Source organism: Streptomyces griseomycini, from assembly GCF_014203535.1.
Classification (GTDB): domain Bacteria; phylum Actinomycetota; class Actinomycetes; order Streptomycetales; family Streptomycetaceae; genus Streptomyces; species Streptomyces griseomycini.
In genome coordinates this window covers 357749-369937 of sequence record NZ_JACHJI010000005.1, presented here as the reverse complement: position 1 = coordinate 369937, position 12189 = coordinate 357749, and the positions used below count along the sequence as shown (strand labels likewise).

13 protein-coding genes and 2 pseudogenes are annotated in these 12189 nt (G+C 70.8%); 10 read left to right on the top strand and 5 right to left on the bottom strand.

Annotation, left to right across the window (positions count from 1 at the left end; translation table 11 throughout):
* Positions 1–8 precede the first annotated feature (8 nt).
* Positions 9–278 carry a transposase family protein gene (locus FHS37_RS38820; RefSeq protein WP_221499853.1) on the top strand — a complete coding sequence of 90 codons (270 nt, stop codon included), beginning with the start codon at positions 9–11 and terminating at the stop codon, positions 276–278.
* 603 nt (positions 279–881) lie between these two features.
* Positions 882–1131 (top strand): annotated as a pseudogene (locus tag FHS37_RS39405) (IS1380 family transposase); the annotation flags it as partial.
* A 121-nt stretch (positions 1132–1252) separates the two neighbouring features.
* On the opposite strand, the gene FHS37_RS16180 reads toward FHS37_RS39405, so the two are convergent.
* The 3 genes from FHS37_RS16180 to FHS37_RS16170 form a co-directional block, all read right to left on the bottom strand.
* Positions 1253–1912, bottom strand: a complete 660-nt coding sequence (locus FHS37_RS16180; RefSeq protein WP_184821711.1) for a hypothetical protein — start codon at positions 1910–1912, stop codon at positions 1253–1255.
* 270 nt (positions 1913–2182) lie between these two features.
* A complete protein-coding gene (locus FHS37_RS16175; RefSeq protein WP_229889859.1) occupies positions 2183–2440 on the bottom strand; it encodes a response regulator transcription factor in 258 nt (85 codons plus the stop codon).
* 75 nt (positions 2441–2515) lie between these two features.
* Positions 2516–2935 (bottom strand): ATP-binding protein, encoded by a 420-nt coding sequence (locus tag FHS37_RS16170; protein WP_184821709.1) that lies wholly within the window; start codon positions 2933–2935, stop codon positions 2516–2518.
* 546 nt (positions 2936–3481) lie between these two features.
* On the opposite strand from FHS37_RS16170, the gene FHS37_RS16165 reads away from it, so the two are divergent.
* Complete coding sequence (locus FHS37_RS16165; RefSeq protein ID WP_184821707.1) at positions 3482–3838, top strand: hypothetical protein; 357 nt, start codon at positions 3482–3484, stop codon at positions 3836–3838.
* Between the two features lie 60 nt (positions 3839–3898).
* Here the strand turns inward: FHS37_RS16165 and FHS37_RS16160 are convergent, their stop codons facing one another.
* Entirely contained in the window at positions 3899–4300 is a 402-nt protein-coding gene (locus FHS37_RS16160) for a hypothetical protein (RefSeq protein WP_184821705.1), read from the bottom strand.
* Between the two features lie 95 nt (positions 4301–4395).
* Here FHS37_RS16160 and FHS37_RS16155 point away from each other — a divergent pair, with 95 nt between their 5' ends.
* Together FHS37_RS16155 and FHS37_RS16150 are read left to right on the top strand one after the other, a co-directional pair.
* Positions 4396–5721 carry a sensor histidine kinase gene (locus FHS37_RS16155; protein WP_184821703.1) on the top strand — a complete coding sequence of 442 codons (1326 nt, stop codon included), beginning with the start codon at positions 4396–4398 and terminating at the stop codon, positions 5719–5721.
* The gene (locus tag FHS37_RS16150) at positions 5718–6410 is read left to right on the top strand and encodes a response regulator transcription factor (RefSeq protein ID WP_184821701.1); all 693 of its coding nucleotides are present in this window, start codon (positions 5718–5720) and stop codon (positions 6408–6410) included. The genes FHS37_RS16155 and FHS37_RS16150 overlap by 4 nt, the downstream gene beginning before the upstream one ends.
* Before the next feature lie 780 nt (positions 6411–7190).
* Here FHS37_RS16150 and FHS37_RS16145 read toward each other — a convergent pair.
* A complete protein-coding gene (locus FHS37_RS16145) occupies positions 7191–7610 on the bottom strand; it encodes a winged helix-turn-helix transcriptional regulator (protein ID WP_184821699.1) in 420 nt (139 codons plus the stop codon).
* Between the two features lie 87 nt (positions 7611–7697).
* On the opposite strand from FHS37_RS16145, the gene FHS37_RS16140 reads away from it, so the two are divergent.
* The 5 genes and pseudogenes from FHS37_RS16140 to FHS37_RS16125 all read left to right on the top strand — a co-directional run bounded on the left by FHS37_RS16140 (position 7698) and on the right by FHS37_RS16125 (position 12135).
* Positions 7698–8522, top strand: coding sequence for an NAD(P)H-binding protein (locus tag FHS37_RS16140; RefSeq protein ID WP_184822151.1), 825 nt, complete (start codon positions 7698–7700; stop codon positions 8520–8522).
* Positions 8523–8648: 126 nt separating this feature from the next.
* Positions 8649–8844, top strand: a pseudogene (locus FHS37_RS39400) (transposase); the annotation flags it as partial.
* A gap of 470 nt (positions 8845–9314) precedes the next feature.
* Complete coding sequence (locus FHS37_RS16135; protein ID WP_229889860.1) at positions 9315–9506, top strand: hypothetical protein; 192 nt, start codon at positions 9315–9317, stop codon at positions 9504–9506.
* A complete protein-coding gene (locus tag FHS37_RS16130; RefSeq protein WP_184821697.1) occupies positions 9503–10915 on the top strand; it encodes an MFS transporter in 1413 nt (470 codons plus the stop codon). Before FHS37_RS16135 ends, FHS37_RS16130 begins: the two co-directional genes overlap by 4 nt.
* Entirely contained in the window at positions 10912–12135 is a 1224-nt protein-coding gene (locus FHS37_RS16125; RefSeq protein WP_184821695.1) for an FAD-dependent monooxygenase, read from the top strand. Before FHS37_RS16130 ends, FHS37_RS16125 begins: the two co-directional genes overlap by 4 nt.
* Positions 12136–12189 lie beyond the last annotated feature (54 nt).

Genomic DNA, 12189 nt, shown 5'->3' with positions numbered 1-12189 from the left:
CTCGCCGCGTGAGGACGCACCGCCAGCCCCCGGAACGCAAGGACCGGGACAGGTCCGTCTCCGGCAAGAGCAAACAGGACGCCGTCGAGGCCGTGGTGCTCACGGACGGGGACGGTCGAGTGCTGTACTGCAGCCCGCCCGAGCCCGGCAGCTGCGCGGACATCACGCACGCCCATCAGTTGGGGCTGGTCACGTTCTCGGCTGACGGCCCCGCGGTGGAGATCCTCGCCGATGCCGACCACCAGGGCCTCGGGGCGCGGACCCGGGGCACGTGGTGACATCCCCGCACCGCACGTTCAAAGGCAACGCCCGGACCGGTGGGAGGAGATGTACGAGCGGCAGCGCAAGGCGCACTCCTCACGACGTATCCGGGTCGAGCACGGCATCGTCCGCCTGAAGTCATCCCCGGGAGCGAGTCCCGGCTTGCCGCGCTGGTCTCTTCCTACCGCCGGCAGGCGGCAGTGCGCGAAGTGCCGGCCGCAAGAGGGCTGCTGCGCGGGGCTCCGCGTCGGGCTCCGGCCCGGGCGATGCTCTCGCCCCGGCCGCCTCCTCGCCGGTGCGGGTGCGTCGGGCCGGTCGCCGTGACCGGCCGTCGGTGCTGCTGCGGCGGCAGATCCTGGGCGGCTGCGCGGTCCGGGACGGTGAGCGCGGCGAGTGCCGGGGAGCCTGCGCGACCGGTTCCTGTTCGCGTTGCCGGCGGAGAGCGGGGCGCGGATCGGCAAGGCCATGAGCCTGCGGATCAGCGACTTTGTCATGGGCCGGGGCGGGGCACCGTAGGGGAGTGTCGTGCCCCGCGTGGGCGAGGCCGACGGTGCCCGGGTGAAGACGATGCGGGCCCGGCACGTCTACGCCGGTACCGACCCGTAACTCCTCCACGCGGACCACCTGCCCCGCCCCTCGCTGCGCGCCGAGGAACGCCCCCCGGCGTCCGGCTGCGCTTCACCGACCTCGAACTACGCCACCGCCGACGGGCCCGCTGCGAGGACCGCGCCCGAGGCGCCCGTGACACCGGCCTTGCGTACCCCGCCCCTGCACGACACGGCCCAGAACCCGATCCGGCTGGAGATCCTTCCCCCCGCACTCGGCACCCTCGCCTGGCTGCCGGTGCTCGCCCTGACCGGCGAGGCCCGCCGCCCGCCCGACGCGAGAGCCGGGCCCTCGGTCTGACCCGGCCCGCGAAGATCCCACCACACGGACGCGGAGTCCCCGTCAGCAGACCGACGAGGACTCGTGAACGATCGAGGCCAACTGATCAGTAGGTCACCTTCATCTCGAACGCGACTGATCCAGAAGCGTTGTAGAACCCTCCCTCGATGTGGAGGTCTCCTTTTTCGTCCGTCAGGGTGCCTTCCATGATTGCTCCTTCCGCGATCTTGTTTTGGAGCACCTGGTCACCCTCGGGTACCTGCACACCGGCGGGAAGGCAATCGGAGATGAGGTCGACCGGCCAGGCGATGAGAGAGCTGTCCGAAGCCTTCACCAGCTGTGCTTGGACCTGGCCAGTGCCCTGATCGTACGCGACGTCCCAGTCGTCGAAGGGAACATCCGGGATCGTCCACGGATTCTCCGTGGTGACTCCTCCGCTCACTGTCGCTTTTCCGCCCGTCGCGATGTGGAAGCTTCCTGCGTCGAACAGAGGGTTGGTGCTGAGCAGCAGTATCTCGACGTCGTTGTCGGTCACTCCCTCCTCGGCGCCGTAGAGGTTGATTTCCGTCTCGAACGAGCCGCTGACAGGCTCCTGCGGCTGCTCACAGACGGTCGCCTGATACATGACCTCTGCGACAGCGCTCTTCTTCACTGCCTCGTTCACCCGCGGGTCGCGTTCTCCGCCCTGCGCTTTTGCGGTAGCGCCGAAGAATATCGCAGGAATCAGTACCGCGAGTGCGGTCGTGATCCGCATCATGTGCTTCATGGACATACCTTTCTCGACATTTCCTTGCCTATTGATGCAGGAGCTCCCTGCGGAGGAGGACCGGGCCCGTGCATAGCGCGGCGATGTCCTCAGCGGCTTTGAGTCTGGTTTCCACGGGGCCGCACCCTTTTTCGGGGGTCTTCTTCTCGCGGTGGCTCCTGCAGAGCGGGCCGTCAGGATCCGTGAGTCCGTGGACACGGGCCACGCGCGGGGCCCTCCCCCAGCTCGACGCGACTGTCTGTCGATCCTCCTCTCGATTGACCGGATCGGTCACAGACCGAGTGACAGATCCAGTCGCACGAGTTCCGCATACGTACGAATCTCGAATTTGGATCGGATGCGGCGCAGGTAGCCGTCGACGGTGTGGACGGAGACGCCGATACGGCGGGCCGTGCCCCCGTACGTGCATCCCTGGGCGATGTAGTGCAGGACCTCCTCCTCCCGCGGGGAGAGTCTGGGCTGCCGTGTCGCGGGGGCTGCGCCGGACGGTGCCGGCGGGGCGGCGTGGTGCGGGTGCATGGAGTCCATGGCTCTTCTTCCTGGGTGCAGGGCCGGCGTGCCGGTCACCGAGGGTTGACGGTGGTTGCTGTCGATGTTCTGCGGTCAGGCAGCGGCAGTGACGTGGAGGCCCACGCGGGCCTGGCGGCCCTCATCGCTGTCGTGGATCTCGGTCCACAGTGCGAGGAACTCGACGATCCAGGTGCCGCGACCGTGCTCGTCGGCGGGCATCTGCGACCGCGGGTCCTCGTGCGTGACCTCGGGCCCGGAGTCGGTGACGGTGATGACCAGCAGGTTCTCCTCAAGGGCCAGGCACACGGTCAGATCGGCGTGGCCGTGCTGGACCGCGTTCGCAGCGAGCTCGTCGACGACCAGCACGGCAGAGTCCCGCTCGTCCTCGGCGATGCCCCAGCGGCGAAGCTGATCGTCGGTGAAGCGGCGGGAGCCGGGAACCGAGACCTCCCGGGAAGGGAGGGTGAGAACGGCCTGGTGGGCGGTCGTGGTGTGCGGGTCGGTGAGGAGCATCTTCGTCGCCCTCTTCGGAAGAGATGTGCCCGGACGAATCCTCTTCAGTTCGTCCTTGAGCTGGTAGTTCCTGCTTTCGCGCTGTCTCCGGGGAGAACACTTCCGAAGGTAGGAAGGAGGGGAGCGCGCGTCGTCGGGCCCCGGCCCGGTCTTCGCGGTCCAACCGGTGGCCCGTTCAGGGACGCCGATCAGCCCGCAGGCGCACACCGCACCTCAGACCGCGGTCCCGACCCCGGGCGTCCGGGCAGGCCCCCGCCACGGAGGATCCGGCCTGCCGGCCGGTCTCGCCGACGCCACCGGCCTGACCGGAGCCTCCAGCGATGCGCTACGCCGGCACCTGCGCCCACTCGGCACCCGCCACGCCCCGGGCGGATCACGACCGGTCCTGCAGCGATGCTCACCGACGGCGGCAAGCGATCGCCGGCCTGGCCCTGCTGCACCACCAGCCCGAGGTCTTCGGTGTCGGCCCGGTGGTCGCCGCCCCCACCGCCCGGCGCCTGCCGGCCGACATCGCCCCCGGCACTCTCTCGCGTCCGAGCATCACTCGTGCGGCAGCACGAGAGGTCGCCCGGCTGCAGGCGGCCGAGACCGAGGCCGGATCCCCGCGCCCACGCGGACGGCCGGGAGCTGCCGGGTCTCGTCCTGGACATCGACGCCGCCCTGGTCACCTGCCGCTCCGACGAGGAGCAGGCAGCACCGGCCTGCAAACACGGCTTCGGCTGTCACTCGCTGCTGTGCTTCCCGGACAACACCGGCGCAGCCCTGGCCGCCCTGCCCAGTGCGGGCAACGCCGCCGCCGACCACATCACCGTCCTCGATGCCGCACTCGTGCAGGTCCCCTACGCCCACCGTCACGACGTCCTCATCCGCGCGGACGGTGCGGGAGACGCGAAAGCATCCTGATCCGCGTACAGACCCCGCGCACGCGCGGCATCCACCCCTTCCCTTCCGTCGGACACCCCGTCACCAGGCCGGTCCGCCGCGCTGGAACAGGACGGCACCCTGCGTCACGGTGCGCAGGTCGCCGAGCTGACCGGCATGATCGAGCTGGACGGCTGCCTGGAGGACACCCGGATCATCATGCGCCGCGAACGTCCGCACCCCGGCGCCCAGCTCTCCTTGTTCGACCCGGACGGGGACCTGCGCCACCAGGCCCTCCTCACCGACACCTCTTGCGGCGGCGGTTCCTTGCAGCATCTGGCGGCCCATCACCGCGCGCACCGCGTCCAGGACCGCATCCGGCGCCGTCGCCTCCGATGCCTCCGTGGGACGGACGACGATCGCACCCACGCCTCCGGCACAGTTCGACCGCCGCGCCTGGTGGCCGTCTCCTATCCTGAACCGTGTGCTGCCGAACGTCGACATCGAGGGTGAGGCACTGAGCAGGTGTGTCCCTGCCCACGCGACCGGGCCCGCCGCAGCGGTGCGGCGGCTCCCCGTCGGCCGGGACTGAGCCGGCCATGACGAAACCAGGTGACGGCGGTCCGCGACCACGCGGCGCACGGTGGGGGGAAGCGGCGGTCACGGCGACGGCGTTCGCGTTCTGTCTGCTCGGCGGGGTGATGCAGGTCGACGACACGCTGTCAGCGCCGCCTGCAGCTGCCTACTTCATCGCCGTGGTGTCCTGTGCCGTGCTGCCGGTGCGGCGCCGGGCGCCGCTGGCCGCCCTGGCGGCCACGACCGCGGTCGGCGTGCTGGTGCCGCCCCTGGGCCTCCTGCTCACCCCGCTCATCGTGGCCCCCGCCGTGATCACCGCTTACTCCTACTCGCTCGCCGCGCGCACTGAACGGCACGCGGCGAGCGCGGTGTTGCTCACTTCCGCGGCGCTGGTCACCTCCATCCCCTTGTTCGGGGACTTCTCGTGGAAGGACGCGAGCAGGATGGGAGTGGTGGCGGTTTTCCCTCTGGTGGCCGGTGTCCTGGGTCACTCGGTGCGCAACCGGCGGGCCTACCTGGCGGCCGTGGAGGAGCGGGCCCGGCGGGCCGAGGAGAGCCGGGACAGCGAGGCGCGCCGGAGAGTGGCCGAGGAACGGGTGCGCATCGCCCGGGAACTGCACGATCTCGTGGCCCATCAGATCACCCTGGCCAACGCGCAGGCCACGGTCGCCGCCCACTTCTTCGACACCCGTCCGGAACAGACCCGCAAGAGCCTCGAGGAGCTCGTCGAGACCACCGCCGAGGCGCTCGACGACCTGCGGGCCACGGTCGGTCTGCTGCGCCAGTCCGGGGACGCGGCGGCGCCCGCCGAACCGGCGCCCGGGCTGTCCCGGCTTCCTGCGCTCCTCGAGTCCTTCCGCCGTGCGGGCCTGGAGGTGTCGGTGCACCAGGAGGGCACGGCCAGGCCGCTGCCGCCGGGAGTGGACCTCACCGCCTACCGCATCGTCCAGGAGGCCCTGACCAACGTGACCAAGCACGCCGGTACCGGCAGCGCCCGGGTGCGCCTCGCCTGGAGACGCGATCGCGTGACCATCACCGTCGCCGACGACGGGAAGGGCCCTCGTACGGCGTCGACCGCGTCCCCGGGCCCAAGCGCGTCGACGGTGCCGGACCGTCCGCCCGGTTACGGTCTGATCGGGATGCGTGAACGTGCCACCGCGGTCGGGGGACACCTCTCCGCGGGCAGGCGCCCGGAGGGCGGTTTCCTCGTCTCCGCCCAGCTGCCCCTCCCGCCCGTCAAGGAGACGGCGCAAAGGCCTGACGGAGCGACGACCATCGGGGGACGAATGCCGGACGCGGTGACGGGCGACGAACGGACGGGCGACGGAGAGGCCGGGGGTGCACCGTGACGCTCAGGGTGCTGCTAGCGGACGACCAGGCCCTGCTGCGCGGTGCCTTCCGGATGCTGCTCGACAGCGCCGACGACATCACCGTGGTCGGCGAGGCCGCCGACGGCAGGGAGGCGGTGAGACTCACCAGGGAACTGCGTCCGGACGTGGTGGTCATGGACATCCGCATGCCCGAGGTGGACGGGCTCACCGCCACGGCTGAGATCTGCGCGGACCCGGAACTGCGCTCCAGCCGCATACTGATCCTCACCACGTACGAGACCGACGAGTACGTCGCTCAGGCGCTGCGCGCGGGGGCCGGCGGCTTCATCGGCAAGGGCATCGGGGCCGCGGACCTGGCGGACGCCGTGCGTACGATCGCCGACGGCGACACCCTTCTGTCCCCCGCCGCCACCCGCTCCTTGGTGGCCCGTTTCCTGGCCACACCGGAGGCAGTCCCACCGCACCGCTCCGAACAGCTCGCCGCGCTCACCCCGCGTGAACGCGAGATGGTGGCTCTGGTCGCGACCGGCCTGTCCAACCAGGAGATCGCCGAGCGGATGTTCCTCAGTCCCTTCACCGTCCGCGCCCACGTACAGCGCGCCATGACGAAGCTGGGGGCCCGCGACCGGGCGCAACTCGTCGTCATCGCCTACCGGACAGGCCTGGCCCACGCCGCCCCCGAGGACGGCACGGACCGCCTGTCGTAGTCCGGTACTTCGCGCGGCGCCGACGCCCCGGTCGCCGAGGCGTTCGGCACCTCCCGCCGTTGCGGCGCGACCGGTCTTGCCGGCCATGGGGGGCGACTCGGTGATCCGTGCGGCCGAAGCGATCGCGGCGTGCCACCGCACCGGGCGTGCTTCCCGGTGACGGCGATGGGGATCCCGAGTCCGAGGCCCCGATCGATGACGGCGCATGGACAGCGGCGGTGGGCTTCGGTGGTCTGACGGGCGGCCGCCGAGCCGAGTCCGGTGCCGCTCGGGTCGGCGCGGTGGTGGAAGCGGCGGAGGACCGCCTGGCGTTCGTCGGCGGGGACACCGAGGCCGTCGTTGACCTGCGTGACCGCGTGACCGTGTTCGGTGGTGACCGACACCTCGATCCAGGAGCCGGCCTGCCGTTCGGCGTCGGGCGGCAGGCCGTCGCGGAGGCGGTCGGCGCCCAGCGGCTGTGGGCAGCAGGTGCCGTAGTCCTGCAAGGGCGAAGTGACCTGCTCGTTCGGCGGGTTGCCGGCCGTCCTCGCGGACCGTCGGGCCGGGCGGTCCGCGCAGTGGGCTGCTCGGCGCGCTGTCACTGCACGCGCGTGGGCACACGTTCGCGGGACGGTCCGCACGGCCGCCCCGCACCCCGCACCGTCCCGCGGCACTCCCCACGTCCAAGCCGTCGTCAGCGGTGACGGAGAAGTCCGGCTGGAGCACTGGGTGTTGCGGGTCATGACGTTGTCGGCAGCGCGGCCGTGCCGGACGACCGGCGTGCGGTGACAGCGGTTCTCGTCAGCGGATGTCATGGCCGGGGTGTGTCTGGTCGTACGCGTGCCGCGCCTCGGTGATGACGGCACGGTGGGCAAGCGACCAGTCGGCGAGTTCCTTGACCAGGTGGGTCAGGCCGGCCCCGGTCTCGGTCAGGCGGTAGTCGACCCGGGCCGGGACGGTCGGGTAGACGGTGCGCAGCACGAGGCCGTCCCGTTCGAGCCTGCGCACGGTGAGCGTGAGCATGCGCTGGGAGATGCCGTCGACGGCGCGCTGCAGTTCACGGAACCGACGCGGTCCGCTCGCTAGTTCAACGATCACGAGCACCGACCATTTGTCCCCGATGCGGTCCAGGACGTCGCGGATGCCGCAGTCGGGGTGGTCCTCGCGTCCGCAGGGGTCGAGGTCGGCGGGGGCGGTTACCCCGGTGTGCGTGGGTGACATCAGACTGCCTTCTTGTGGCCGGCGGGCGTGTGATCAAGGATCAAGCGTAGTTACCGATGAGAACCACGACGGAAGACTGTGACTGACATGATCCTGGTGACCGGAGCGAACGGGAACCTCGGCTCGGCCACCCTTGCGGCGCTGCGCGCCCGCGGTGTCGCCGCGACGGGCGGCAGCCGCACGCCGGGCGAGGGGATGCGGCGTCTCGACTTCGACGACCACGCGAGTCTCGATCTTGCCGAGGTGTCGACCCTGGTGCTGGTCTCCGCCGGTTATGCCGAGGACGACCAGGTCGTCGCCCGGCACGCGGCGGTCCTGGACGCCGCCGTCCGCGACGGCGTCGGCCACGTCGTCTACACGAGCCTGACCACGGCCGGCGACCATCTCGGTTTCGCTCTCGCGCACCGTGCCACCGAACGCCTCGTGCAGGCGAGCGGATTGCCGTGGACGATTCTGCGCAACGGCCTGTACGCCGAACTGTTCGGCGGCCTGCTGATGTGGGCCGGAGACGGCGTGGAGTCCGCGTTCGGGGACGGAGCCCTGGCCGCGGTCGCGCGGGAGGATCTCGCCGATGCCGCGGCGGCCGTTGCGGCGCAGCCGACACGGCACAGTGGGCGGGTCCATGACCTTGTCGGTACGCCGATCACGGCGGGCCAGGTGGCCGACCGGCTCGGGGTCCCGCACCGCACCATCGGCCTGGGAGAGTACCGGCGCAGGCTCCTCGACGGGACGCCGGGACTCCTGCCGTTCCAGCCACCCATGCTCGCCTCGATCGCCACCGGCGTCCGACACGGCTTCCTGGGCGGCACCGCCCCCGACCTCACCGGCCTCCTCGGCCGCCCGGCCCGCGATCCACTGGCTACGGCCGTTGCAGCCGCGTCCGCCACCCGGCCGGAGCAGGCCTCCGAGTAGGCGCTCGTTCCCTTGCACGGGGACCTGCGGCGGATCACGCCAGCGGCCCGCTCGCCACGTCACCCCCGTTCACGGGGACAAGCCCTGAATCACAGGAGTGAACCGCTCGCTCCGTCCTCCATCCACATGCGGCCCCGGCGACGCTACCCCGGCGGCCTGTCCGACGCCCGATGGGAACTCATCCGCCCCGCCCTCCAAGCCCGGCGGGACGCCCGAGTCGGCGTCCGCCGCCCCACCCACGACCTGCGCGACCTCGTGGACGCCGTCCTCTGCGTCGACCGCACCGGCATCTCCCGGGCGCCATCTCCCCCACGACTCTCCGCCCCGGCACCTGCCTCCTCGGCTCACAGACCGTCAAGACCCCGCCAACGTCCGCCTCACCGACCAGGGCTTCGACCCCGCCCGAAGGATCGCCGGCCGCACGCGCCCGTCTCCAAAGCATGGGCCGACTCCGGCTCCGAGGACGCCGTCATCGAACATGCCGCCACCCGCGGCATCGACCCCTCAGAAGGCGCTTCGGGTCATCCGGGAACGCTGGGGCACCGCCGCTCGTCCGCCCGGGGCGGGACAGTCCGGCTGTCGCTCGGGCCACCACACTTCCGGTCAAGTCCCGCCCCGGCCCGGGGCGGCCTGTAGTGCGTAGGCACCAGAACAGGCGAGTGCCTGGTCCGGGTGCACCAGGCCGAGACGGCTGCGGGGGACGATGCCCGCCAGGGCGCCGCAGGGAAGTGTGGGAGGCGCGCGAGATCCCGCGCTTGTCCCTTGTCCAGTGGTGTCTGGAGTGATCAGCAAGTGACGACTTTCCTTTACCGGATCGGACGGTGGGCCTCCCGGCGGCGCCGGCTCGTGGGCGGTCTGCGGCTGGGTGTCCTGGTGCCGGCCGTCGCCGCCGGCACCAGGACGCCGGCCAGGGAGGAAGAGGACCTCTCCACGCCCGGCACCGAGTCGCAGAAGGTGTTCGGCCTCCCGGGTGAACGCCGATGAAGAGGACGCCCGTATCCGAAGTCGTGGTCTCCCCGGTCCGCCTCGGGTGGCTGTCGATCGGTGCCCTCGGCATCCTGGCGCTCGCCCTCGGCACCCTGCAGTCAGTGGTGGAGCCCGCCCTCCCGCTGCTGCAACGCGAGCTGGGGGTCAGTCCTGCCGAAGGGGCTTTGATCGGCAACGCGTTGCTCATCACCGGCGCGGTCGTCACACCCGTCGCGGGCAAACTCGGCGACCGCTACGGCGGAAAGCGGGTGCTGGTCCGGCTGATGGCCGTGGTCTCGGTGGGTGGTCTGATGGCCGGCCTGGCACCGAACCTGCCGGTGTTGTTGCTCGGCCAGGTGTTGCAGGGCGTCATGGTGGGTGCGCTGCCCCTCTCCTTCATCCTGGTGCGCAAGCACCTCACGACAGGGGAGTCACAGACGGCGATCGGGCTGGTCCTCTCGCTGTTCACGGGCGGCAGCATGGTGGGGACGCTGGTTGCCGGGCCGATCGCGGAAGGACTGTCCTGGCAGTGGATGTTCGCGCTGCCGACGATCGTGATCATCGCGACGACGTCGGTCGTGGCTCGGCTGATGCCGGATGATCCGCCGATCCGATCGGACGGCGGGATCGACTGGCCTGGCACGGTTCTGCTGAGTGGCACGTTGCTCGCGTTCATGCTCGGGCTCGTGACGGTGACGAGGGACGGCGGCGTACCGCCACTGGCGGTCGGTGCCATCGCGGTGGTCGTGGCCGCCCTCGCGACCGGGTGGGTCGTCGTCGAGCGCCGGGCGGCCTCGCCGATGGTCGATCTGCGCATGCTGGCGAAGCCCGCGATGTGGCACGCGGGTGTGCTCACCTTCGTCCTCACCACCAGTTCCGGAATGGTGCTCCTTCTCCTCCCCCAGCTGTTCGCGGTATCGGCCGACGGGTACGGCTTTGGAGCCGGCACCACCGACATCGGACTGTTCCTGCTGCCCGGCGCCATCGCCGGGGCGGTAAGCGATTCGGTCGGCGGGATCGCGGCGCGGCGTTTCGGTCCGCGCGCCGTGGTCATCGTGAGCACCTTCGTCACGGCGGCCACCATGATCGCCCTGGCGGCGCTGCACACCGCGGAATGGCAGCTCGTCCTCGCGAAGGTGCTGACCGCGTTCGCCGCGGGCGTCGGCACCACGGCGTTGCTTGCCGGCACCGCCACCGCCGCCGAGACCAAGGACACCGGCATCGTCACCAGCCTGCTCGTGGTCACTCGCGTGATCGGCGTCGCCCTGGGCGCCCAGGTCGCCGGCGCGATCCTCGACGCCGGGGCCGAGCCGATGACGGGCCAGCCGGCTGAATCGGCCTTCGTCACAGGGTTCGCCGTTGCCGGCCTGGTCGCCGCGTCGTCACTGCTCGTTGTCCGTTTCACGAAAAAAGGAGTCCAGGCATGACACCCACCGGTCCGTCGATGAACGTGAGCGCCACCAGGAAGCGCAAAGTCCTGATATCCGGGGCCAGTATCTCCGGACCCGCGCTGGCGTACTGGCTGCACCGGTCAGGATGCGCGGTCACCGTGGTGGAGAAGGCCGGCGCGCCGCGCGACGGTGGTTACCCGATCGACGTCCGCGGTACCGCGACGGAGGTGGTCCGGCGAATGGGAATACTGCCGCAACTGCGGGACGCGCACATCGACACACGTCGCTGCACCTTCCTCGACGCCGATGGCGGTGAAGTGGCCTCACTCACCTCGCGTGCCGTCGCGGGCGGTGCCGAGGGACAGGACCTCGAGGTGCGTCGTGGGGATCTGGCCGCGATCCTCTACGCGATGGTCCGCGACGACGTGGAGTTCCTGTTCGACGACTCCATCGCCACCCTCGACCAGTCCGGGCACGGGGTCGACGTCACTTTCCACAGTGGGCAACGGCGCACGTTCGACCTGGTGGTCGGCTCCGACGGCATGCACTCACCTACCCGGGAGTCCCTGTTCGGCCCGGAAGAACAGTTCCACCACTACCTCGGGTACTGCTTCGCCGTATTCACCATGCCGAACACCTTCGGACTCTCCCGCGAGCTCATGGTGTGGAACACCCCGGGGAAAGCCGCCGCCCTCTACGCCGTCGGGGACGACGACGAGCTGCACGCCTTCCTGAACTTCCACCGGCCGGAACCGCCGGTCGATGTCCTCCGGGACCCCGGCGCCCAGCGGGACCTGGTCGCCACGGTCTTCGCAGGCGCGGGATGGGAGGTGCCTCGCATGGTCAACGCCATGCACGACGCGGATGACCTGTTCTTCGACACGGCCGGTCAGATCCGCATGCCCCACTGGTCCAGCGGCCGCGTCACGCTCGTCGGCGACGCCGCGTACGCGCCCTCGTTCCTCACCGGGCAAGGCTCAAGCCTCGCGCTGGTCGGCGCCTACGTGCTCGCCGACGCCCTGGCCAGGAACCGGGACCACACTGCGGCCTTCGCCGCATACGAACGCGGCGTTCGCAAGTTCGTGGCCATGAATCAGGCACTGGTCGACAACGGTGCGGCCACGTTCTTCCCCACCACGGCGCGGGCCCTGGAGCAACGCAACACCATGCTGCGTGGCCTCGACACCATGCCCTCCGCAACAGCACGGCCGGCCCACTCAGCCCTTGCGCTGCCCGAGTTCGCCCCGATGCCGTGACCTGGTCGTTGCGGGACATGACGTTGGTGACACGGGCCGGTGCCGGTGAAACCG

Excerpts from the sequence above, each read along its gene's own strand:
- FHS37_RS16160 (WP_184821705.1), bottom strand. The coding sequence starts at position 4,300 with ATGTCGACGTTCGGCAGCACACGGTTCAGGATAGGAGACGGCCACCAG.
- FHS37_RS16145 (WP_184821699.1), bottom strand. The coding sequence starts at position 7,610 with ATGTCACCCACGCACACCGGGGTAACCGCCCCCGCCGACCTCGACCCC.
- FHS37_RS16170 (WP_184821709.1), bottom strand. The coding sequence starts at position 2,935 with ATGCTCCTCACCGACCCGCACACCACGACCGCCCACCAGGCCGTTCTC.
- FHS37_RS16130 (WP_184821697.1), top strand. The coding sequence starts at position 9,503 with ATGAAGAGGACGCCCGTATCCGAAGTCGTGGTCTCCCCGGTCCGCCTC.
- FHS37_RS16180 (WP_184821711.1), bottom strand. The coding sequence starts at position 1,912 with ATGAAGCACATGATGCGGATCACGACCGCACTCGCGGTACTGATTCCT.
- FHS37_RS16175 (WP_229889859.1), bottom strand. The coding sequence starts at position 2,440 with ATGGACTCCATGCACCCGCACCACGCCGCCCCGCCGGCACCGTCCGGC.
- FHS37_RS16140 (WP_184822151.1), top strand. The coding sequence starts at position 7,698 with ATGATCCTGGTGACCGGAGCGAACGGGAACCTCGGCTCGGCCACCCTT.
- FHS37_RS16155 (WP_184821703.1), top strand. The coding sequence starts at position 4,396 with ATGACGAAACCAGGTGACGGCGGTCCGCGACCACGCGGCGCACGGTGG.
- FHS37_RS16125 (WP_184821695.1), top strand. The coding sequence starts at position 10,912 with ATGACACCCACCGGTCCGTCGATGAACGTGAGCGCCACCAGGAAGCGC.